The organism is Mucilaginibacter gynuensis, assembly GCF_039541195.1.
GTDB lineage: Bacteria > Bacteroidota > Bacteroidia > Sphingobacteriales > Sphingobacteriaceae > Mucilaginibacter > Mucilaginibacter gynuensis.
The window spans coordinates 1-22,812 of the sequence record NZ_BAABFT010000005.1 but is presented as its reverse complement, the minus strand read 5'-3'; the positions used below and the strand labels follow the sequence as shown (position 1 = coordinate 22,812).

Genomic DNA, 22,812 nt, shown 5'->3' with positions numbered 1-22,812 from the left:
GTAGATTAAAGTTCATTGATAAATAGGTTGAAATCGCCTGCGGCGGCGGCTTTTAGCAACAGGGCCTGCCATACGTTATTGTAGGCTATATCCCTGTCGGTTTCGGCACGGATCAGCGCGTAGCGGGCCTGGGTAACATCAACAAGGTTTGATAACCCGTTTTTGTACAGTACCGATTTTTGCACCCATGCATCTGAAGCCGCTTTTATTTGCACCGGCACCTCGCGGTAGTTGGCCAAAGCATTCTTTATCTTTTGTTCGGATAGGTTCAGCTGCGCGTTCAGTTCCTGTTTGGTAAGGTTATACTCATCCTGCAAGCCTTGGCTAATATAGCGTTGTGCCTTTACCTGCTGCGATATGCGCAGCGGCTGTGTGATGTTCCAGGTTACGCCAACGCCTATCAGGTAGTTGGAGCGGGTGGGCTTAATCCCATCAGAATAGCTGGTGGTATAAGCGCTTTGATCTTGCGCGTAAGAACTGCTGAAGCCCGAACCCCTGGTTTGAAATACACCTACCAACGAAAATACCGGGTAGTTAAATGTTTTATAGTATGCAGCCTGCCTGTCGCTTACATCAATGCGGCTTTTGTACCAGCTAAGTAAGGGATGGTTGCTCACTACATCGGGCGAGTTTACCGCGCTGATGCCTGTGGGTACTTTGGTAATGAACAGGCTATCGAGTACAAAATTGTTGTTATCGGCACCTATCAGTACGGCCAGTCGTTTGGCTTGTTCCTGTTCGGCATCAAGCGCCTGGGTAAGTAATATCTTGGCGCCCGATATTTCAGCATTGGCCTGTGATGAATCAACCCCGGCTATCAAACCACCTTTAGCCCTTGATAGTACAACCCGCCTTGAAGTATCGGCGCGGTTAAGGTTTTTGCGGTACGATGCCGTAAGGCGCTGCGCGGCCAGCAGGTTAAGATAAGCTGCCGTTACCCTTACCTTTTGTTGGAAAAGTTCCTGTTGAAAATCGTTGTTGTCACGGTCGGCTACTGTCTGGGCAGTTTTGATCTTTTCCTTGAATCTGCCGAAGGCAAAAAAATCCCAGTTAACGTTGGTTAAATAGAGGGCGCCAAAAGCGGCGTTCCAGTTTTGATGATCGAGCGGTAAGCCCGATGAGGCTACCGATAATCCACCGAAACCATACAGCGGACCATTCTGGCCGTTAACCGTTCCGTAATCTTGTTGCGCGCCTATGTTTAAGTTGGGCAGGTAATCGCGCTTGGCCTGTACCACGCCGGCCTTTGAGGCATTAGCGTAATTGGCTTTCGCTTTTACGGTACCGTAATTATCAACGGCTTGTTGAATGGCATCTTTTAAACTTAGTTTTTGTTGTGCCGATGTACTGTCTGCAATCAATAAAACAGACAGTAGTAGTAAAGGTTGTAGTATCTTCATGTAAAACCCCAAAATTTGCGGGTCACTGTGGGTAGTAATCCTTGTGCAAGAGTACTATACCATTTTGAAGCAAACTTGAAGTTTTAATACAGAATTGGTGGTTTTATTGAAGTAGTGACAAAAATATTACACAAGTGCTATGTTTTTCTCAAAGTTGAGGTCTTCGCCGGGTAGCGGGCAGTCCGTAAATACCTGATGATCAGAAAAACTCACCTGTAACACATGGTAACCATCGCAATAAGTATAACTCACATTAAACTTATTAACGGTGCATATTTGTTTAACAATAGCCAGGCCCAAACCAATGCTATCGGCCGAGTGGCTACTCTTTTTAAACCTGCGGAAATACAATTCAGGATCGGCATCGGGTGGCAGTCCGGTATTTTTTACGGTTAGCGACTGCGCCGTAAGGCATACATCGATATGCCCGTCCTCTACATTATACCTTATGGCGTTGCTTAACAGGTTGGTAACCAGTATTTCGGCCAGTACAGGGTGTATTTGCAAGGAAATGTTTTTATCTACATTGGTATTAACAGCAATGTTTTTAAGCTGGATCCAATGATCGAACGAACTGATAACGCTGTTGGTGATCTTACAAAAGCGGATATTCTCATTGGTTTCAAACTCCAAATTATCAAGCTTGGTAAGCAACAGGAGCGAGCGATTGATCTTAGCCAGTTTATCAATGGCGTTCTGCATATCCTCAATCAGTACCGATTGGTTTTCACTGATGCCGGTTTCGGCCAGTAATTCCAGTTTACTGCGGATGATAGCCAGAGGCGTTTGCACTTCGTGCGAGGCGTTCTCGCTAAATTCCTTTACACGCGAATAATCTTCAATGGCCTTATCGGTCATCTTCTTTAAAAAGAAGTTGAGCTCTTTAAATTCGGTAGTAGTGGTGGCGGGGAATTCAATCTTTTCGCGCTGGCGCAGGTTGAAGTTTTGGATGGTTTTTAAAGTCTGCTGAAAAGATGACAGCACATACCGGGAGATGAGCCTGCCCGAAACCGCCACAAATACGGTGATCAGCACCATTTTCCAGAACAGGGCACGCATCATTCCCGCTATAATTTGTTCGCCACGGGTAATGTAGTTGTAGGTAGCTATGCTGTAGGCCGTGTTATTGATGCGGTAATAGGAGGTTACATCCAGCCGGCATTCATCACGTTTAAGGTCTTTATTGTAAACCGCGCGCGTAGCCGAAACCATTTTTGTTGCAGGCAGACTGCCAATTTTCTTTATATCGATAGGCCTGTCGAGCATATAACGGTGCGGGGGAATGCCCGCCCTTAACTGCGTGGCTACCTTGTCGTTTATTTCTTGCAAGCGCCCTACTTCCGACTCGTTTATTTTATCTTTAATGCTGTGGTATGATATAACCATACTGATAGGTGTTACCAAAAACACCACACCCACCAGCCATAAAGTAAGTTTATCAACTAATTTCATGCTTCTGTTTCTGCTGCTGTAAACCTGTATCCTAAACCATAAACGGTATCAATATAATCGGCCCCGTTTAGCAGGCTTATTTTTTTACGTAAATTTTTAACGTGCTGATACACAAAATCTAAGTTAGCTAAATTATCGGTATAATCGCCCCAGAGGTGAGCTGCTATGGCTTGTTTTGACAGCACGCGGTTTTTGTTCACCACAAAATACATCAGCAATTCAAACTCTTTGCGGGTAATATCAAGCAGTTGGTTATTGATGAAAGCTTGAATGGTATCGGTATTCAGGCTGATCTCGTTGAAGGAGATGATATTGCTGTTATTTCCGTTGGAATGCTTACGGCGGTAAATAGCACGCAAGCGGGCATGCAGTTCCGACAGGTGGAAGGGTTTGGTGAGATAATCATCGGCACCGCTTTCCAACCCTTTTATCTTATCGTCGAGGGCTTCTTTGGCCGATATGATGAGCACACCGCTTTGTATCTTTTCGGCCTTGATGAACTTTAACAGATCGAGCCCGCTGCCATCGGGTAACATAATGTCGAGCAAAATACAATCGTACGCGAAGGAGAGCAGTTTGTTTTTAGCCTGCGCCACGTTTTCGGCCAGTTCGCATATATAACCGGCCATTGAAAGAAAATCGTGTATGCTGCCCGCCAGTTCTTTATTATCCTCTAACGCAAGTACTTTCATTTTTCAAATATAGAACGCAATTCTGTATCAATTTTGAAATGGACAAAAAGCTTACGCTAACATGATGTTTTTCAGGGCGATACTCCATCCGCTAAACATAATCAGAAAACAAGGCTACCAATCCCGTCCATCCGGTTTGATGGTCTGCGCCGAGGCCACGACCTGTATCGCCGTTGAAAAACTCGTAGAACAGGATATAGTCTTTAAAGTGCGGATCGTGGTTGTATTTGGGATTGCCGCCAAATATGGCACGTTCGCCTTTTTCATCTTTCAGGAACAGGCATTTCAGCCTTTCGCTTAACTTATTGGCTATCTGCGCGAGCGTAAGGTAGTCGCCGGATCCCGCCGGGAATTCTACCTTAAAATCATCGGTATAATACTCGTGGAAACGGTACAGCGCACGGATGATGAGGTAATTGATAGGCATCCATATAGGGCCGCGCCAGTTGCTATTGCCGCCAAACATGTAAGAATCGCTATCTCCCGGAACGTATTTAACCGAAAAATCCTCACCATTGAGCTTGTAATGATAAGGCTCTTTATCGTAATGTTTTGATAAAGAACGGATGCCAAAGCGGGAAAGAAACTCGTCGCTATTGAGCATACGGCGCAGCAATAACTTCATGCGGTGCCCGCGCAGCAGCGAGAAAAGGTGTTTCTGATCGCCATTTGTATCTTCCCAGCGGCTTACCAGTTCTACCAGGTCGGGGCGTTGGTGCATAAACCAATCGAGCCGGTTGGTTAGGCCGGGCAGGGTTTTCCAGCGGGCTTCGTCAAATACGTTGGTAGCAAACATTGGGATCAGGCCAACAAGCGTACGCAGGCGCAAGCGGTCCCAACTACCGTCGGGTTTACGCAGCAGGTCGTAATAAAAACCATCCTGATCGTCCCACAAACCAATAGCATCTAACCCCATATTGGCAATAGAGCCCGCTATGTATAAAAAGTGTTCGGCAAATTTGATCGACATGCTTTCATAAGCCTTGTTCCTCACAGCCAGTTCCATGGAGATACGCATCATGTTGAGTGCATACATGGCCATCCAACTGGTGCCATCGGCCTGCTCTAAAAAGCCGCCGCCGGGTACAGGGGCGCTTCGGTTAAACACGCCTATATTATCCAGCCCTAAAAAGCCGCCTTCAAAAATGTTGTTGTCTTTACTATCCTTACGGTTTACCCACCAGGTAAAATTAATGAGCAGTTTTTGAAAGATCTCTTCTAAAAACTTAATGTCCTTATTGCCGGTAGCTTTACAGTCGGCCTCGTATACGTGCCACGCAGCCAGTGCATGCACGGGTGGATTAACATCACTAAAATCCCACTCGTAAGCAGGCAACTGCCCGTTAGGGTGCATGTAATTGGCGCTTACCAGTAGCAGTAACTGCCTTTTGGCAAACTCCACATCAATAGGGGCGAAGGCGATACAATGAAAGGCGAGATCCCAGGCGGCAAACCACGGGTATTCCCATTTATCGGGCATGGATAGGATATCCTCGGCCACAAAATGTTTCCAATGGCTGTTACGCGCGTGCTTGCGATTAGCCGGAGGTGTTGGCTGACCGGGATCGCCGTCGAGCCATTTTTTGATATTGTAGTTATAGTATTGCTTGTTCCACAGCATACCTGCCCAGGCCTGGCGTTGTACCAAACGCTCGTCGGCATTGGTCACCTTTGCCTGTTTGGCGGCGTAAAATCCATCTGCCTCGTTACGGCGAACCGTAAACGATCTGTCAAAATCTTCAAAGGGGCGTTTATGTTCCGTTTTGGTAAGGCGAAGGCGTATGGTAGCACTGCTCTTAGCCGGAATATTCAATTTATACCAGGCCGCTGCCTTTGTGCCTGTTTTGTTAGGATTAACCGCTTCCTTATCGCCGTTTACCACGCGGTTATTAATACCATCTTTAAGGTAGGCCGAACGGTTATCGGCATTGTAAAGCCTGCGGTTATTGGTTTCGTTATCGGTAAACAAAAACTCGGCATCGCCCTCGGCATAAAAATAATACCGGCCAAGGCAATCGCATTTAGTTACAATTTCGTGCGAGGTGTGCTCAAATAGCAAGGGTTTTGAACCGCCATCCTGCCAGGTATTACGAAACCATAGCTGCGGCAACACATGCAAAGGTGCATCGGCAACGCCGCGGTTATGGATAGTGTATTGTATCAATATATCCTCTTCGTTGTGTTTGGCGTATTCCGTAAACACATCAAAGTACGCATCTTCATTAAAAATGCAGGTGTCGATAATTTCAAATTCAGGCTGCGTTTTATCGCGGCGGCGGTTCTCTTCAATTATACGACTATAGGGATAGGCCCGCTGCGGGTATTTGTACAGCATTTTCATGTAGCTGTGTGTAGGCGTATTATCAAGGTAGTAATAAATCTCCTTAACATCTTCACCATGGTTGCCTTCGCTGTTAGTGAGGCCGAACAATCTTTCCTTTAAAATTGGATCGTTGCCGTTCCATAAACCCAGCGCCAGGCATAGCTGCTGCTGATCGTCGCAAATGCCCGATAAACCTTCTTCGCCCCAGCGATAGGCCTTACTGCGGGCCATATCGTGTGTAGTGTAGTTCCATGCATCGCCGTTGCTGCTGTAATCTTCGCGAACGGTTCCCCATTGCCTTTCAGATACGTAAGGCCCCCATTTGAGCCAGTTTTGTTTGCCTTCGTAATGATCTTTTAACCTCTTTTTTTCTGCATCCATAGTTTTTACCGGTAGAAGTATTTCGGGGGGACGATTTTGCTAAGGTATTAAACATAAAAATGCGCTGCTATATTAAATGTTTAAAAATTACCTAACACTTACTTAGCCGGTGAAATAGTGCGCGATAGGGGTATTTGTCATCCTAATGTTGAGAAATATATAAATCGTATTTTTTATTTGAAACGATCGTTTCAAAATTATTACATTTGTCCTGTCAATAATTAGAAACAACAATCTTTAAAAAATAAAACAATGAAAAATCTAACAAACAAAGTGGCCGTAGTTACAGGTGGTAACAGTGGCATTGGTTATGCAGCAGCAAAAGAACTTGCAGCACAAGGCGCTAAAGTGGTAATTACCGGTCGTAAAGCCGAAGCGGTAAAAAACGCGGCAGCCGAACTGAATGTAATCGGCATAGTATCTGACCAGGGCAAGCTTGATCAAATTGATAACCTTGTTGCCGAAGTAAAAGCCACTTACGGCAGTGTTGACGTGCTGTTTTTAAATGCAGGCGTTGCCAGCTTTAGCCCGGTAGAATCGGCCACTGAAGATCACTATGATACTATCATGAACCTGAATGTGAAAGGTGTTTACTTTACCGTTCAAAAATTTCTGCCAATTATTAATGATGGCGGTTCTATCATCTTCAATACATCGGTAAATGCGGTATTAGGTATGCCAAGCAGCAGTGTTTATGCAGCAAGTAAAGCAGCTGTGCTATCTATTAACAAAGTATTGGCAGGTGAACTTGCTCCTCGAAAAATTAGGGTTAACGCCATATCTCCCGGTCCGGTTGAAACTCCTTTATATGGTAAAGTTGGTTTAAGCGAAGAAGAAGTGAACGGTTTTGGTGCCATATTAGGCCAAAAAATATTACTGAACCGTTTTGCGCAAGCCGAAGAAATTGCCAACGTGGTAAGGTTCCTGGCATCTGACGACGCGTCATTTGTGAATGGTACCGAAATTACTGTTGATGGCGGTTTAACTGTAAACAAAATAGTTTATTAATTTTTAGCACTTAATTTGGAACGATTGTTTCAAATTGGTATGGATTTTGTAGTATTAAAAACCAAAAGCAGGCGCAGGCAGGCTTTTGGTTTTTGCCATTAACAGGCAGAAGTAAAAAGGGTTAAAGTATTTAAGATCATGGCACGTAAAAAAGATTTCGACGAAGAGGCTATACTGGATAAGGCGGTAACATTATTTTGGCGTAAAGGTTACCATGCCACCTCCGCGCAGGATTTGGTGGATGAATTGAAGATAAACCGTTCAAGCCTGTATAATACTTATACAGATAAGCGGACGCTGTTTACCAAATCATTAAAGCAATACCAGGATAAGCAAACCAATGCCATGCTCACCATGCTTAAAAATGCCGGTGATGCCGAAGTGGCGGTAAAAAAGATCTTTGATGGATTGATAAAGGAAAGCATAGAAGATCAACTGGCTAAAGGTTGCTTTATGGTGAATACAGCTGTTGAACTTGCCGGGCAAGATAAAGAAATAAACGATATGGTTGCGCAAAACAACCTGAGTGTGGAGGATGCCCTAACCGATATGATAGCGAAAGGGCAGGAGGCGGGTCAGTTCTCGACCAAACATTCGGCACGTACTTTTGCCCGCTTTGTATTCGCGGCCATTACTTCTATAAAAGTTGCCGCCCGTTCGGGTAGTGATGCCCAAATCTTGCATGATATTGCTAATGTGGCGGTGTCGTCGTTAAAGTAAGAGAGTGCGTGTGATAATAAGCACATTAAAAAACGCGTCATTGAGGTACGAAGCAATCTCTACTTAGGTTGAGCTTGTGCTGTTATTAAAGCCAGTCTGCTCATTGCCGCAGGGGCTACTACTTTTGGCTATGCCCCAAAAGTAGCAAAAACGCAAGTCCAGCAAAAGGCTTCTTTGCCGCACATGGCCGTACCCTGCAAAACGGTCAGAACTTAGGGCTGGAACTTTTGCCCAGCCGCGCTATCCCGCCCCACATGCAACAAGTTCCTATGCCCGCCTTTGCGCTCGTGCCCACCAAAGTTCTGCCCGTTTTCGCCCGAAGCTATTTGCTGACGGGGAGCACTGTACAATTGTTAACTGTACCTTACCCGCTCAACTCAATCCTTAAGCCTGAATATCATCCTTAACGACCTGTCGCGTGAGATGTAGGCAGTTGCCCAGCTGATGAGCGTGCGGAATTTGTTGCGGTAATTTACCAGTGAAATGAGGTGTACGAACAGCCACATAAACAAGGCTAAAAAGCCACCGAAGTGGAGCTTGTTCTTAAACAGGTCAACCACTGCTTTATTACGGCCAATTATGGCCATATCGCCTTTGTCGAAGTATTTGAATGGTACAAGGGCTTTGCCTGTTGCCATGGCTGTAAAATTTTTAGCCAGGGTACGGCCTTGTTGTATAGCCACTTGCGCCAGTTGCGGGTGTCCCTTTGGATATAGCGGATCGGTAATTTGTACGCTTGAGTCGCCAATGGCGTAGATATCATCCAGGCCGGTTACTTTGTTATGTTCATCGGTCACCATACGTTTGCCAATACCCAGGCTGGTTTCGGGGATACCCTCGAAGGTGTTGGCGGTAATACCGGCCGTCCATATCAGGGTTTTCGCTTCAATTGTTTCACCTGTTGAGAGGGTGATCACGCTGCCGTCGTAATCCCTTACCTGAATGCCCGATTTTACAATAACACCCAGATCGGTCAATATTTTACGGGCCGCGGCATGGGTTTTCTCACTCATGGGGGCCAGCAGGTTAGGGCCGCCATCTACAATATAGATCTGGCTTGGTGAGCCTGCCAGCTCGGGGTACTCCCTGCGAATCACCCGTTTGCGTAATTCGGCAAGCATGCCCGCTACTTCAACACCGGTAGGGCCACCGCCGGCAATTACGATGGTAAGCAGTTTTCTTTTTTCTTCGGCATCAGTAACCAGGGTTGCTTTTTCGAGCGTGTTTAGCAAAGTGTTACGCATTTTCAGCGCATCATCAATGGTCTTCATCGGGATGGCGTATTTCTGCACGTTCTCGTTACCAAAAAAGTTTGATTTGGCGCCGCTTGCAAATACCAGGTAATCATATTCAATGCTGCCGTTGCTCAGGTAGGCTACCTTGTTTTGTGTATCAACCTTTTGCAGTTCGGCCATGCGGAAGCGCAGGCTTTTATTCCTGAATAATTTACGGAAAGGGTAGCTGATGTTTGATGGTTCCAGGAAACTGGTAGCTACCTGGTACAGCAGGGGAGGAAAGTAATTATAGTTGTGCCTGTCTACCAGTGTAATGTCATAGTTGTTGTTTTTTAGCAGTTCCTGTGCAAGGTTTACGCCTGCAAATCCACCGCCTATAATTACAATTTTTTTTGGCACTAATTGAGTTTTCATTTTATTAACTATTTAAAGTTCGCATACAGTACATCATGTTTCCGTTGCCCTTATCAATTGTTGCTGATGATATGCCGTATCGAAATTGAATTATCTATGTATTAAATACAAATTGTTATTTGTGCTAAGTTTATATTTTGTTTTCTTTTAGTTGATTAACAGTATGTTATGTTTATGTGCGACTAATAGAATTAAATCGATTTAGTATACAAATTGACATAATTTTAATGGTGTATTTGTAACACTAACGTCAATAAATAAGGGCAGTTCTGCTTAATGCCTTTTATGAATTTTGGCTGACAAAAAAGTGATTTGTCAACCCTTTTTTTGGAATTAACTAAACAACTATTTATGGAACACAGATTTTTAGGTGCATCGGGCTTACAAGTGCCTGTGCTTAGCTTTGGTACTGCTACCTTTGGCGGTGGTAACGAATTTTTTAAAGCCTGGGGCGATACACAGCTCGACGAAGCAAAAAGATTGGTAAACCTTTGTATCGATGCAGGCGTTAACTTTTTTGATACTGCCGATGTGTACTCACACGGCGTATCTGAAGAAATATTAGGCAAAGCATTGGAAGGTATCCGCAACGAAGTGATCATTTCAACAAAAGCTACCTTTAAAATGGGCGGCGGCCCCAATGATGTAAGTTCATCGCGCTACCACCTTATCAAATCGGCCGAGGATAGTTTGCGCCGCTTAAAAACCGATCATATTGATGTTTACCACATGCATGGCTTTGATGGTAACACCCCCGTTGAAGAAACCCTGCGTTCCCTTGACGACCTTATTTCTGCTGGCAAGGTTCGCTACATTGCCTGCTCTAACTTTTCGGGTTGGCATTTGCTGAAATCGCTGTCAACATCAGAAAAATATGGCTGGGCTAAATATATAGCGCACCAGGCTTACTATTCACTGCTCGACCGTGAGTTTGAATGGGAACTGATGCCTGCCGGTATAGATCAAAAGGTAAGTACCATAGTTTGGAGCCCGTTATCGTCGGGCCGTTTAGGCGGCAAGTTCCGTCGCGGCGTGCCTGTACCCGATGATAACAGGATCAGCCAGGGAGGTTCGCATGGCCCGGCAACAAACTTTGAGCGTTTATATGATATTGTTGACGCGCTTGACGAAGTGGCCGAAGAAGTTGGCAAAACCGTACCGCAGGTGGCACTTAATTGGTTATTGCAACGCCCTACGGTGGCTAACATAGTGGTAGGTGCCCGTAACGAGGAACAACTGAAACAAAACTTAGGCGCCATAGGCTGGAACTTAACCGCAGACCAGGTGAAGAAACTGGACGCCGCCAGCTATACCGACCCAATATACCCGTACTGGCACCAGCGCCAGGATACCAAACTGAACCCGCTGCCAAATTTTTATAAGTAGTAAGGTCCTTATTTTAAGACTATATAAAAAATGCAGTTCCGCCTAACCGGGACTGCATTTTTTGTTCGCGGATAAAAATATAAGATGAATTAACCGGTTTTATATGCTAACTTAGGTTAAGTAATTATGCAACAGGTTATTGAAATTTTTGTAAGGCTATTCAGCATATCAACCGTAAGGTATTTTGTACTGGCGGGGATACCTTTTTTGCTGTACTATAAATTGCTTAACCGCTGGTACAGTCAATCAAAAATACAAAAGCGGGAAGCTGCCGGGAGCGATTTTTTTCGGGATATACTGCATTCTATACAAACTACAGCGGTATTCACGGTTATTGGTTTCGCTATTTTATACACGCCTTTTAAAAGCTTTACACGAATTTACGAGGGCATAACTGATTACCCTTTATGGTGGATCCCGGTCAGTTTGTTTTTAAGCCTTGTGGTGCACGATACCTATTTTTACTGGATGCACCGTTTGCTGCACAACAAAAGTCTGTTTAAGTACGCGCACGTATTACACCATAAATCAACCAACCCATCACCGTGGACGTCCTACTCGTTTCACATTCTTGAAGCGGTTGCCGAAGGTTTGGTATTGCTGGTGATCACGCTGCTTATTCCGATGCATTTCATTACGCTGATCTTATTTGTGCTGACGGGCTTTGTTATTAATGTTTACGGGCACCTTGGTTATGAGATTGCGCCTAAATGGCTGCGTAAAACTTTCCTGTTCGAAATTTTTAATACATCGGTTCATCATAACTTGCATCATAGTAAGTTTAAGGGTAACTACGGGTTGTATTTCAGGCTGTGGGACAGGCTGCTTAAAACCGAAAATCCCGACTACGTAAAAGAGTACGACCGCATACAGGAACAGCGTTTAAGTAGAAAACGCGCCAAAACCTATCAATCATCAGCACCTGCCGAATTTGAGCAAAACGTAAATCTTTCTGCCTTGAACGAGAATAGCCGGGGATAAGCTAAATTTACAGCAGTTTTAACACCTGCTTATGCCAAACAGCCTTTCTGCCATTATCGAGATACTCGGTACTATTGCCTTCACTATCTCGGGCGTATACTCGGCTATGCAAAAAAAGCTGGATATACTGGGTGTTATCATCATCGGTTTTGTTACTGCTATTGGCGGCGGTACCATCCGCGATGTGCTCATTGGCCACACCCCGGTTACCTGGATGCAGGATCTTACCGGCCCGGTAGTCATATTAGCCACGGCCATTATCACCATATTGTTTAAAAAGCGGATAGGCAATTTCAAAGTAACACTCTTTTTGTTCGACGCGCTTGGCCTGGGTTTGTTTACCGTTATTGGTTTGCAAAAAGGGCTGGCGGCAGGTTTGCACCCGGGTGTTTGTGTAGCGTTGGGTACCATAACCGGTTGCTTTGGCGGCGTATGCCGCGATATTTTGCTGAATCATATTCCTGTATTGTTTCATAAGGAGATCTACGCCACGGCCTGTATCATTGGCGGTGTGGTATATTTTATGCTCATCAATACCTGCGGCAAATCAATAACCGAAATGGTTGCCGTAATAGTTATTTGCAGCATCCGCATCATCGCCTATCGTAAAAACTGGAAGCTGCCGGCCCTGTAAATCTTAGTGGTTTTATCGCTTTAATGTGAATGCGCAACGTACAAATCCGAACGTTGTACTGTTCGGTTACGATACAGTTTTACAGGCTTTATTTTTATTAACGTATTGATTTTTAATTAATTGTATTTAAGGCAAGATATTGGTTTGGGTTACAGTGGTTTAGCTAAATATCCATAACCTTAACATACTTATGATCAGGAACTATATAAAAATGGCCTGGCGTAACCTTGTAAAAAACAAAGTATACGCTTTCATTAACATTGCAGGTTTATCAGTAGGCATGGTAGTAGCCATATTAATTGGCCTCTGGATGTGGGATGAATTGTCTTTTGATAAATACCATCAAAATTATTCGCGCATTGCGCAGGTAAAGCAACACCAAAGCTTTGATGGTACCATACGTACCAGTTCGGCTATTCCGTTCCCCTTGGGTGATGAGATGCGCAAAAGTTACGGCAGCGATTTTAAATATATGGTCATGTCATCGTGGACATGGAAACACATGCTATCGGTTGATGATAAAAAGATCTCGCAATCGGGCACCTATATGCAGCCCGACGCGCCCCAAATGCTTACCCTTAACATGCTGAAAGGTACCCGCAACGGCCTTAGCGATATGTCATCGGTATTGATCAGCCAATCGGTATCAAAAGCATTATTTGGCGATGCCGACCCAATGGGTAAAACGCTTAGGATAGATAACAATTTCCCGGTGAAAGTTACCGGAGTTTACGAGGACCTACCTTACAATACAGAATTTTACGACACCAAATTTTTAGCACCATGGGATCTCTACATCACCACCGAACCCTGGATAAAACGCTCAACAACCAACTGGTTCAATAACTCTTTTCAACTGTTTGTACAGATTGCCGATAATGCCGATATGGCCAGGCTATCGGCAAAAATAAAAGATGTAAAACTACGCAAGATAGGCAAGCGGGATATGAGGTTCAATCCGCAGATCTTTCTGCATGGTATGGATAAGTGGCACCTGTGGTCGGAGTTTAAAGGGGGCGTAAATACCGGCGGCCGGATACAATATATATATATGTTTGGCGCTATCGGCATATTTGTACTGCTGCTGGCTTGCATCAACTTCATGAATTTGAGTACCGCGCGATCAGAGAAGCGGGCCAAAGAGGTAGGCATCCTTAAATCGATAGGTTCAAACCGGGCGCAACTGATCGGGCAGTTCTTCGGCGAATCGCTGATGATCACGGCGCTGGCATTTGTGGTTTGTTTACTGATGGTACAATTATGCCTGCCTTTCTTTAATACCGTGGCCGATAAAAAGATCACCATTTTGTGGACCAACCCCACATTTTGGGCCTGCTGCCTGTCGTTTTCATTGATTACGGGTTTAATAGCAGGCAGTTACCCCGCATTGTACCTGTCATCATTTAAACCGGTGAGCGTGCTTAAAGGTACTTTCAGAATGGGCCGTTTTGCTGCCATACCAAGGCAGGTACTGGTAGTATTACAATTTACTGTTTCGGTAGTGCTTATTATTGGTACGGTGATCGTTTTCAGGCAAATACAGCACACAAAAGATCGCCCGGTAGGGTATGATCGTGATGGTTTGTTGTCCATCGATATGGCTACTGCCGATCTGCATACGCACTTCGCCGTATTAAGGCAAAAGCTCATTAGTTCGGGCGCTGTGCTTGACGTGGCCGAATCATCAAGCCCCGTAACCAGTGTAAACAGCAACAGCAGCGGTCTGGAATGGAAAGGCAAAGACCCCAACATGACCGACGATTTCGGTACCATCGGTATCACACAAAGTTATGGCAGCACCCTGGGCTGGCAGTTTATTGATGGTCGCGATTTTTCAAAAGATTTTCTTACCGATTCGAGCGGTATCGTTATTAACGAGTCGGCAGCCAAATACATGGGTATGAAGCACCCGGTAGGCGAAACCGTAAAATGGGGTAAAAATTATAAGATACTCGGTGTTATAAAAGATATGGTAATGCAATCGCCTTACGAACCGGCCAAGCAAACTATATTTTATCCAGATACCAGCATTGGCGGCGTGTTAAACATCAGGGTAAACCCTAAAATGAGCATGACAGCCGCGTTGCGTACCATTGAAGATGTGCATAAGCGCTACACGCAAGAACCTTTCAGCTATAAATTTGCCGATAACGAGTACGCAGCCAAATTTTCGGCCGAGAGCCGCATTGGTAAACTGGCGGCTTTCTTTACCATTGTGGCCATATTTATCAGCTGCCTGGGTTTATTTGGTATGGCCTCCTTTATGGCCGAAAAACGTACCAAGGAGATAGGGATCCGCAAGGTGCTGGGGGCTACCATATTTACATTATGGCGCCTGCTATCAAAAGATTTTGTGGTGCTGGCTATAATAGCGTTGGTAATAGCTATGCCTCTATCGTATTATTTTATGCATAGCTGGCTGCAAAACTACCAGTACCGTACGGAAATTGCCTGGTGGATATTCGCGCTGGCAGCGGTTGGCGCGGTAGTAATTACCCTGTTAACAGTTAGTTATCAAAGTATTAAAGCCGCGCTGGCCAACCCCGTGCGCAGCATAAAGGCCGAATAACCTATACGTCATCATAATAAAAACAAGACTGCCGTTTTAATCACTGTTTACAGGATTATTGCGGTAGTTTTTTACTTTAATATGCATTGTGTTCAACAAAATCGCTTTTTGTTCATTTTAAGATAAATAATGATCAAATTACATCTTGCTAATTAATTTATATATCTTTAATTAAGCACGGCGCGACTAACCAATGAAGAAAATATCCGTAGTTTTTGTATTTATATTATTTTGTGTTACTGTTTGTTACGGCCAGGCAGAAAAAGTTCGGCACTTAAAACGGCAGCTGCCGCTTATAAAAGATAGCCTGCGTTATGTTGACGCGCTGAACCGGCTGGCCATGCTGATGTATGAAGATGATATTGACAGTACCTTTATTTATACCGCCCAGGCACGTAATATAGCCGGAAGGCAGCAATATGCCAAAGGCATGGCCGATGCCACCAATAACCTGGGCATTTTTTACGATATTAAGGGAAACCTGCAACTCGCCCTCCGTTATTACAACGATGCCTATAACCGGTATAAGATACTTCATGATACCTCCAATATGGTGCAGGGACACATGAACATTGCCCAGGTATTTAATGAAATTGGTAAGGATCAAAAATCTATAAAGGGTTTCAAAGAAGCCGTAAGTCTTGGCCGCAAGTTGGGTCATGATTCTATAATGGCACTGGTATGGTACAATTATGTACTAATGTATTCGGATAGATTACCGAAAGATTCTGTTAATCTGTATATTGATAAAGCGAAAACAATAGCCGCCAAATATAAAGATGAGCGTGTAATGCTGGCTATTGAGCAGTTGGTTGCTGATAATTATGTAAATAATGGTGAGCGCGACAAGGGCGTTGCCATGTTACAAAAAACGGTTAACGATGTATTGAAAAGAAATCTTTATTACCTGAGTTTGGATATGCTGATAGATCTTGGCGATATATTTGCCAAAACAGATTCGGCAAGGGCGGTAGGCTATTATCAGCAGGCACTAAAGATAAGCGACGATAAAGAATATCGCATTTACACCCAATCTATCACTAAAAAACTTTACGATTTTTATAACGGTAAAAAAGATACCGCGACAGCATTTTATTACAGCCAAAAACTACTTACCATCCGCGAAGAACAGGAGAAGGTTGATAACAGTTCGGGGATTGATTACATTGAATATGCCATAAAAGATCAGCAACTGGATTCGGCAAGGGTACAGGCCGATTATCAGCAAAAGTTTTTGGTACTGGCCATACTCATTTGTGTAATGACCATTGTTATCATCATTGTACTATGGCGCAACTGGAAACAATCGCGCCGTACCACCGAGGTGTTACGTACCCAGTTTCAGCAAACCGAAACTACCATGGAAGCGCTGGATGTGATGAACAAGAACTACGCGCGTGTGATCAAAATTGTAGCGCATGATCTTCGTAACCCAATTGGGGCTATTTACACCATCACCACCATGATTGATGATGATACCACGCCCGAAGAAACCAGCGAGTACGTTAACCTGATAAAGGTATCTACCAAAAATTGCCTCGAACTGATCAACGAATTGCAAAAAACAGATTTCGACAGCCAGCAGGAACTGAATATTGAGGAAATAGATTTTGATGAACTGTTAAGTCAGTCGATACAATTACTTAGCCTGCGTGCTAAAGAAAAAAGCCAGGAATTGCTGCTCAATACCAATTTAGGGGTGAAGATACATGGCGATAATGAGAAGTTGTGGCGGGTGATCAACAACTTGGTAGTGAACGCCATTAAGTTTAGCCCTGAGGGGAGCGAGATATTGATAGATACCCGCCTGCTACAAAAGGATATATTGATAGTGATAAAAGATAAGGGTATAGGCATCCCGATAGCGATGCAGAGTAAGATCTTTGATCCGTTTACTACAGCCCGCCGTTCGGGTACGCAGGGTGAGCAGCCTTTTGGTTTGGGCCTGTACATCAGCAAGCAGATCATCGAGGCGCATCACGGTAAAATATGGGTAGAAAGCGAACCGGGCAAGGGTACTTCGTTTTATATAGAGTTGCCGGTTTAACAAACCGTTATTAAAATCAGATTGTCAGCCCTAAATCAGTTTTTTTCTCCGTGGCATCCAAGCGCTATTAAATTTCGTTACTAAGCTAAATCTGCCATAACCCGGCAGGGATACTACTTAAAAAAATATGAAGAAAATAGTTTGTTCAGTGATCCTGCTTTTATCAGTAGGGTACGCGGCGCTTGCATCATCGCCGCAAAAAATAACATCGCCGGTAAATGGTAAAGCCGCCAAGGTTGATACCGCTACTTTTGCTACTGGTTGCTTTTGGTGTACCGAAGCCAAGTTTCAGCAATTAAAAGGAGTGAAGAAGGTGTATTCAGGCTTTACAGGAGGCACCGCCGTTAACCCAAGTTACGAAGAGGTTTGCACCGGCAAAACCGGCCATGCCGAAGCTTGTAATATTATTTACGATCCGCAGCAAATTACTTATGATGAATTGCTGGAAGCCTTTTTTGTAGCGCACGATCCAACGCAGCTTAACCGCCAGGGCAACGATGTAGGTACGCAGTACCGTTCGGCCATATTTTACCACAATGCGGATCAGAAAACAAAAGCCGTTTATTATATTGATAAACTGAATGCTGCTAAGGCCTATAAAAATAAGATAGTTACACAGGTAGCGCCGTACAAGGTGTTTTATAAGGCCGAAGATTATCACCAGAATTTTTATAACCTTAACCCCGATCAGCAGTATTGTAAATACGTAATACAGCCTGAATTGGAAAAATTCAGGAAGGTGTTTAAAAATAAACTGAAGAACTAAGTATAAAAATCATGTCATTGCGAGGTACGAAGCAACCTCGTCGTATACAGAGCTGATTTGAACAGCTACGGGATTGCTTCGTACCTCGCAATAACATATAGTAAAATGGATAACCAATGAGATCAATACTAAGTATAGCCACCATCATACTACTGCTGTTCGGCAAAAGCTACGCGCAGCAAGCTAAAACCGTGGCAGGGCACGAAAACAACCCTTATTACTCCAATACCGATACCAAACATTTAAAGGTATCAAACAAGGAGTGGAAGAAGATTTTACCAGCCGACCTGTACGCCGTAGCCCGCGAACAAAATACCGAACGCGCATTTACCGGTAAATACTGGAAACAGGATACCAAGGGTACTTACTATTGCGCGGTATGCGGTAATAAACTTTTTAAATCGGATGCTAAGTTTGCAAGCACCTGCGGTTGGCCGAGCTTTTTTGAGCCGGTGCGCAAAAACAGTGTAAACTATAACGAAGATAATTCATTGGGCATTCAGCGTATTGAGGTTACCTGTGCCCGCTGCGATTCGCACTTAGGGCACATATTTGACGATGGCCCTCCGCCAACCCATAAAAGATATTGCATGAACTCTGTTTCGCTTGATTTTGAACCGGATGGTTTAACCAAATAAGGGAATAAACAAAAAAGACCTTTAGCAATCGGCTAAAGGTCTTTTTTGTTATTTATTGATCTTGCCTTTCCAAAAGTTGATCTTCTGGTAAAAATCTTCAAAGTCGAATGGTTTGATAATGTAATCGTCCATACCGGCTTCAAAACATTCTTCGCGGTCTTTTTCGTAAGCACCAGCTGTCATGGCTATAATTACCGGTCTGTTGTCGCCGTATTCTTCAATAATTTTGCGGGTGGCCTGTAAGCCGTCCATTTCGGGCATTTGCACATCCATCATCACTATATCGTAATGCTGCCTTTGCAACGACGACAGCACTTCCAGTCCGTTAGCTACTACATCGCAGGTTTGCCCTATATTTTGGAGCGCCTTAATTACTATTTTTTGGTTGATGATATTATCCTCGGCAACCAGCACACTTAAGGTAGTATCCGGAACGGTTACGTTGGCAGCAATTACAGGCGTGCCTGGTTCTACTTTTTGTACCGGTGCCTGTGCCAGTTTATCCATCAGCATTTTTTGAAAGTACGATTGCTTTATGGGCTTATCAACCACAGCGGTGAACAGGTTAAGGTCTTTTTTATGTTCGGGAGGAAAGTGCCCCACCGAACTGAACAGTACCAGCGGCATCTTATTGCCGTATTTGTTTACAATTTGTTTGGCTACTTCAATGCCGTTAAGATCAGGCATCAGCATATCAATAATGGCGATATCGTAGTGTTGGTGTTCAATGGCCTTTATGCCATCGGCACCGTGCTCAAATATATCGGCATGCATGCCCCAGTGTTCGCAATGGCCTTGCAAAATGCGCAGGTTGGTTAGGTTATCATCAATAATGAGCGCACGCTTGCCTGCAAGGTCTTTAGGTATTTTTACAGGCTTATACTCCTTAACGCCGGTGCTGGCCTTTATGTGGATGGTGAATTTAAAGGTGGTACCAACGTTAACCTCACTTTCAACCCAAATGCGGCCTTCCATTTTTTCAACCAAACGGGCGCTGATGGCCAACCCAAGCCCCGTGCCGCCATATTTGCGCGTGGTAGATGAATCAACTTGCGAGAAGGAATTGAACAGTTTATGCATCTTATCTTCGGGGATACCGATGCCGCTGTCTTTTACCGAAAATTCCAGTTCGTATATATCATCAATTTTGTTGGCCAGTTTAATGCTGGTGAGTATTTCGCCGTGGTCGGTAAACTTAATGGCGTTGCCTACCAGGTTCACTACAATTTGCCGCAGGCGGGTCATGTCGCCGATAACTTCTAACGGCACATCGGGTTCTATTACGTATAATAGATCGAGCCCTTTATCATGTGCCCTTAGCGCCAGCAGGTCGTAAGTTTCTTCAACTATTTTATGGATGAAGAAAGGGTGCTCTTCCAGTTCGAGCTTGCCCGATTCAATTTTTGAGAAATCGAGAATCTCGTTAATGATCTCCAGCAGGGAGTCGGCACTGATGCGGATAGATTCTACAAAGTCGAACTGTTCTTCGTTCAATTGCGTATTACGCAGCAAACTCGTCATACCAATCACACCGTTCATCGGCGTGCGGATCTCGTGACTCATGTTGGCTAAAAACTCCGACTTAGCCTGATTTTGAGCATCGGCCAGGCGGCTTTTTTCTTCCAGCTGTACGTTAAGGTCTTTAAGGTGCTGGTCGAAAAGGTATTGCTGGGTAATATCGTCAAACGTCCACAACATGCCGCTGATGTGTTTGGATAGGGTAGGCGTGCAGCAAACATTCAGCACAAACAGGTCGGGTTCGGTAAAGATCCATTGCCAATCCTTCACCCGTTTATCTTTCGATTGAAAGAGCTGCATACCGCGCTTAAAAATATCTTCTTTATTACTGGCTTTGGCGCGCAACTGCTGCATAGCTGCCGAAAGACGGGCGGGCTCTACATTGCCGCCATCTATATTAAACAGTTTGGCAGCTTCTTCGTTCACCCAGCTGTTATTGCCGGTATCGTCAATAAAAACAATGCTTTGCGGTACGGTTTGCAAAATGGCGTTAAAACGTACCTTCAACTCTTCGAGCGAGTAATAGGTGCGTGCCAGTTTAGCGGTTTCGTTGATCTTGCTGAAACAGGCGTTGATAAACTCCACAAAATCTTCGCTGAAATCAATATCGTTTTGCCATACCAGCAGCATATAACTGGTAAAATCCAGCTGTTTTACAGGCAGCATCACCAGCGCGGCCGGCGAATTGAACAGCAAGAGCAATTCGGGCTTAAATGCCCCGACAGGTAGATGATAAAACTTGGGTTGATGCCCATCGTTAAATACTTCCAGAATTTCGGGGCTTATGTATACAGAATCACCATCGGCACTGTCTTTTTCTATCACGCGGGCGGTAAGCGCGTCTTCGTACTTGATCAGCATAACCTGATCGGCGCCTGATGCCTCCTGCAAATAAGCCATGTTACGCTGCATTATGGCTGTCCAATGCTCGTAACTATCGTTTATACCTAAACGGGCGATAAAATTTAAAGCCCGTTTAGCCCAGTTGATATTGGTATATTGTTGTTGCAAAGCGTTATATAAATGATTTTATGGCCGCTATCACCTGATTGGGAGCGCTAATGTGCGGAAAGTGCCCTTCGGCATCAACATATAATAATTTACTGTTGCTGATGTGTTGGTTAAGGTATTCGGCAACCTCCTGCGGTACGGCTATATCGTGCTGTGTTTGCAGCAACAGGGTTTCTTTTTGCAGCTTGCCAAGCTCTTTACGCACGTCCGATTCAAATATCACCTTCGCTACTGATAAAGCCACATCCGGCCTGATCTCGCCCAGTGTACGGGCAAAGCTTTCGCCCAGTTCGGGCTGATCGGGATTGCCCATTGCAGCTGCTGAAAAGCCGCTTACCCACGCATAGTAATTGGTGGTCATGGTTTCGTACATGCTATCCAAAGCGGGCTGGGTGAAGCCGCCGGTGTAGTTCTCGCTCTCATCGTTCAAATACCTTGGCGACGCGCCAACAAAAAACACTTTCTTAAAAATAGCTGGATTTTTAACGTTGGCCAGCAGGGTGATCATGGAACTTACAGAATGCGCAATTACAATGGCATCTTCCAGTTGCAGGTCGTTTACTATCGCCAGCAGGTCATCCGCGTAGCTGTTCAGCTTATTATATTTTATAGGACTGTAAGCTGCCGGATCGGCATGGCCGCCACCTACATTATCATATAGCACGAGGCGGTAATCATCTTTAAAAGCCTGTTTAACGGCGTCCCATGCGGTTTGGTCGGTACCGAAACCGTGGGCGAAAATGATGGTTTGTGCGGCATCAAGATTGCCCTCAATATTTATGTTATTCTTCTTTTTCAGATGTGAGGTCATAGCACAAAAATTAACCGTATTCGGGGTTTACGTAAAAAAACGAATATAGGTTTCCTCCTGTACAAAACATTAGCGCTAATGCCCTTAAATGAAAATAATATTCGAAATATAGCTGGAAACGAAGGTTTTAATTTTAGGTTAGCCGGAAGTTAAACTTTGTGTAATGTATTTTATTGGGGCGAAACCGCGAATGAATTGATTTTTATGAAGTGAGTATGGTTTGCCTAATAAACACTGTCGGGTACCTGATAATCCATTATAAAATCGGCAATTTCCTTTTGTTCTTCGCTGCTTAAGTGTTTGCCGGAGTATGCCCAGGTGGCATTTTCTTTATTAAGATTGATAGTGCCTAAAAAATCGGGATTGTTTTCATCTGTGGGCTCGGGTTTCTTATCTGTACCATCCTCGGGCAGGAAACCGCTGTTGAATAGTTTGTATACGCCACTATCCCAAATGCCGCGTTCGGTAACTATTTCTATTTGCCTTGCCTGCATAGTGCCTTCGCCTATTTTTACAATTACCATATCCTTTTATGTTTATTATTAATAGTACAATGCAGGAGCATAGTTGTTTGTATTTGGTTTATTCAGTTTGTGTCGATTTGGATATTTTTTAATTTCTTTTTGAGGCTGTAACCGTCAACTAAAGTGTTAAACAAAGCGCATAGTCAACTCACCCGGTCTACGCTTCGCTGGACCTCCCTCTCATATCTTTGTAATATAATAGATCAGAAGAAAAGGAGAAACATAGAGGGCCCTCATGACACGTATTTAAAACGATGTTGACGAAAGAGGCTAATACTCCTTTTTTACTTTTGAAAGTCCGG

At 44.3% G+C, this 22,812-nt stretch carries 17 protein-coding genes; 9 read left to right on the top strand and 8 right to left on the bottom strand.

Annotated elements, in window-relative coordinates:
- Positions 1 to 5: 5 nt before the first annotated feature.
- From ABD894_RS11255 to ABD894_RS11240, 4 genes are all read right to left on the bottom strand, one after another.
- The gene (locus ABD894_RS11255) at positions 6 to 1,400 is read right to left on the bottom strand and encodes a TolC family protein (RefSeq protein WP_345211127.1); all 1,395 of its coding nucleotides are present in this window, start codon (positions 1,398 to 1,400) and stop codon (positions 6 to 8) included.
- A gap of 126 nt (positions 1,401 to 1,526) precedes the next feature.
- Complete coding sequence (locus ABD894_RS11250; protein ID WP_345211126.1) at positions 1,527 to 2,852, bottom strand: sensor histidine kinase; 1,326 nt, start codon at positions 2,850 to 2,852, stop codon at positions 1,527 to 1,529.
- On the bottom strand, positions 2,849 to 3,544 hold the full coding sequence (locus ABD894_RS11245; RefSeq protein WP_345211125.1) for a response regulator transcription factor: 696 nt from the start codon (positions 3,542 to 3,544) through the stop codon (positions 2,849 to 2,851). The genes ABD894_RS11250 and ABD894_RS11245 overlap by 4 nt, the downstream gene beginning before the upstream one ends.
- 91 nt (positions 3,545 to 3,635) lie before the next feature.
- The gene (locus ABD894_RS11240) at positions 3,636 to 6,248 is read right to left on the bottom strand and encodes an MGH1-like glycoside hydrolase domain-containing protein (RefSeq protein WP_345211124.1); all 2,613 of its coding nucleotides are present in this window, start codon (positions 6,246 to 6,248) and stop codon (positions 3,636 to 3,638) included.
- Positions 6,249 to 6,500: 252 nt separating this feature from the next.
- On the opposite strand from ABD894_RS11240, the gene ABD894_RS11235 reads away from it, so the two are divergent.
- Both ABD894_RS11235 and ABD894_RS11230 read left to right on the top strand, forming a co-directional pair.
- Complete coding sequence (locus ABD894_RS11235; protein ID WP_345211123.1) at positions 6,501 to 7,256, top strand: SDR family oxidoreductase; 756 nt, start codon at positions 6,501 to 6,503, stop codon at positions 7,254 to 7,256.
- A 138-nt stretch (positions 7,257 to 7,394) separates the two neighbouring features.
- Positions 7,395 to 7,976, top strand: coding sequence for a TetR/AcrR family transcriptional regulator (locus ABD894_RS11230; RefSeq protein WP_345211122.1), 582 nt, complete (start codon positions 7,395 to 7,397; stop codon positions 7,974 to 7,976).
- A 377-nt stretch (positions 7,977 to 8,353) separates the two neighbouring features.
- Here ABD894_RS11230 and ABD894_RS11225 read toward each other — a convergent pair whose 3' ends face one another.
- Positions 8,354 to 9,625, bottom strand: a complete 1,272-nt coding sequence (locus ABD894_RS11225) for an NAD(P)/FAD-dependent oxidoreductase (RefSeq protein ID WP_345211121.1) — start codon at positions 9,623 to 9,625, stop codon at positions 8,354 to 8,356.
- Positions 9,626 to 9,976: 351 nt separating this feature from the next.
- On the opposite strand from ABD894_RS11225, the gene ABD894_RS11220 reads away from it, so the two are divergent.
- From ABD894_RS11220 to msrB, 7 genes are all read left to right on the top strand, one after another.
- A complete protein-coding gene (locus ABD894_RS11220; protein WP_345211120.1) occupies positions 9,977 to 11,011 on the top strand; it encodes an aldo/keto reductase in 1,035 nt (344 codons plus the stop codon).
- Positions 11,012 to 11,137: 126 nt separating this feature from the next.
- Positions 11,138 to 11,992 carry a sterol desaturase family protein gene (locus ABD894_RS11215; RefSeq protein WP_345211119.1) on the top strand — a complete coding sequence of 285 codons (855 nt, stop codon included), beginning with the start codon at positions 11,138 to 11,140 and terminating at the stop codon, positions 11,990 to 11,992.
- Between the two features lie 31 nt (positions 11,993 to 12,023).
- Positions 12,024 to 12,626, top strand: a complete 603-nt coding sequence (locus tag ABD894_RS11210) for a trimeric intracellular cation channel family protein (protein WP_345211118.1) — start codon at positions 12,024 to 12,026, stop codon at positions 12,624 to 12,626.
- 190 nt (positions 12,627 to 12,816) lie between these two features.
- A complete protein-coding gene (locus tag ABD894_RS11205) occupies positions 12,817 to 15,195 on the top strand; it encodes an ABC transporter permease (protein WP_345211117.1) in 2,379 nt (792 codons plus the stop codon).
- 193 nt (positions 15,196 to 15,388) lie between these two features.
- Positions 15,389 to 17,242: an ATP-binding protein gene (locus tag ABD894_RS11200; RefSeq protein ID WP_345211116.1), complete on the top strand. Its 1,854-nt coding sequence runs from the start codon at positions 15,389 to 15,391 to the stop codon at positions 17,240 to 17,242.
- Between the two features lie 127 nt (positions 17,243 to 17,369).
- The gene (msrA, locus tag ABD894_RS11195; RefSeq protein WP_345211115.1) at positions 17,370 to 18,008 is read left to right on the top strand and encodes a peptide-methionine (S)-S-oxide reductase MsrA; all 639 of its coding nucleotides are present in this window, start codon (positions 17,370 to 17,372) and stop codon (positions 18,006 to 18,008) included.
- Between the two features lie 116 nt (positions 18,009 to 18,124).
- Positions 18,125 to 18,646, top strand: a complete 522-nt coding sequence (gene msrB, locus ABD894_RS11190) for a peptide-methionine (R)-S-oxide reductase MsrB (RefSeq protein WP_345211114.1) — start codon at positions 18,125 to 18,127, stop codon at positions 18,644 to 18,646.
- Between the two features lie 48 nt (positions 18,647 to 18,694).
- Here the strand turns inward: msrB and ABD894_RS11185 are convergent, their stop codons facing one another.
- From ABD894_RS11185 to ABD894_RS11175, 3 genes are all read right to left on the bottom strand, one after another.
- Entirely contained in the window at positions 18,695 to 21,175 is a 2,481-nt protein-coding gene (locus tag ABD894_RS11185) for a hybrid sensor histidine kinase/response regulator (RefSeq protein WP_345211113.1), read from the bottom strand.
- Positions 21,176 to 21,179: 4 nt separating this feature from the next.
- Positions 21,180 to 21,986: an alpha/beta fold hydrolase gene (locus tag ABD894_RS11180; RefSeq protein WP_345211112.1), complete on the bottom strand. Its 807-nt coding sequence runs from the start codon at positions 21,984 to 21,986 to the stop codon at positions 21,180 to 21,182.
- A 224-nt stretch (positions 21,987 to 22,210) separates the two neighbouring features.
- Positions 22,211 to 22,510, bottom strand: coding sequence for a hypothetical protein (locus ABD894_RS11175; RefSeq protein WP_345211111.1), 300 nt, complete (start codon positions 22,508 to 22,510; stop codon positions 22,211 to 22,213).
- Positions 22,511 to 22,812 lie beyond the last annotated feature (302 nt).

Bases quoted from the DNA above. Each gene is read 5' to 3' on its own strand.
- msrB (WP_345211114.1), top strand. From the start codon at position 18,125: ATGAGATCAATACTAAGTATAGCCACCATCATACTACTGCTGTTCGGC.
- ABD894_RS11175 (WP_345211111.1), bottom strand. From the start codon at position 22,510: ATGGTAATTGTAAAAATAGGCGAAGGCACTATGCAGGCAAGGCAAATA.
- ABD894_RS11235 (WP_345211123.1), top strand. From the start codon at position 6,501: ATGAAAAATCTAACAAACAAAGTGGCCGTAGTTACAGGTGGTAACAGT.
- ABD894_RS11225 (WP_345211121.1), bottom strand. From the start codon at position 9,625: ATGAAAACTCAATTAGTGCCAAAAAAAATTGTAATTATAGGCGGTGGA.
- ABD894_RS11205 (WP_345211117.1), top strand. From the start codon at position 12,817: ATGATCAGGAACTATATAAAAATGGCCTGGCGTAACCTTGTAAAAAAC.
- ABD894_RS11220 (WP_345211120.1), top strand. From the start codon at position 9,977: ATGGAACACAGATTTTTAGGTGCATCGGGCTTACAAGTGCCTGTGCTT.
- ABD894_RS11210 (WP_345211118.1), top strand. From the start codon at position 12,024: ATGCCAAACAGCCTTTCTGCCATTATCGAGATACTCGGTACTATTGCC.
- ABD894_RS11240 (WP_345211124.1), bottom strand. From the start codon at position 6,248: ATGGATGCAGAAAAAAAGAGGTTAAAAGATCATTACGAAGGCAAACAA.
- ABD894_RS11250 (WP_345211126.1), bottom strand. From the start codon at position 2,852: ATGAAATTAGTTGATAAACTTACTTTATGGCTGGTGGGTGTGGTGTTT.
- ABD894_RS11180 (WP_345211112.1), bottom strand. From the start codon at position 21,986: ATGACCTCACATCTGAAAAAGAAGAATAACATAAATATTGAGGGCAAT.
- ABD894_RS11245 (WP_345211125.1), bottom strand. From the start codon at position 3,544: ATGAAAGTACTTGCGTTAGAGGATAATAAAGAACTGGCGGGCAGCATA.
- ABD894_RS11255 (WP_345211127.1), bottom strand. From the start codon at position 1,400: ATGAAGATACTACAACCTTTACTACTACTGTCTGTTTTATTGATTGCA.
- msrA (WP_345211115.1), top strand. From the start codon at position 17,370: ATGAAGAAAATAGTTTGTTCAGTGATCCTGCTTTTATCAGTAGGGTAC.
- ABD894_RS11230 (WP_345211122.1), top strand. From the start codon at position 7,395: ATGGCACGTAAAAAAGATTTCGACGAAGAGGCTATACTGGATAAGGCG.
- ABD894_RS11200 (WP_345211116.1), top strand. From the start codon at position 15,389: ATGAAGAAAATATCCGTAGTTTTTGTATTTATATTATTTTGTGTTACT.
- ABD894_RS11215 (WP_345211119.1), top strand. From the start codon at position 11,138: ATGCAACAGGTTATTGAAATTTTTGTAAGGCTATTCAGCATATCAACC.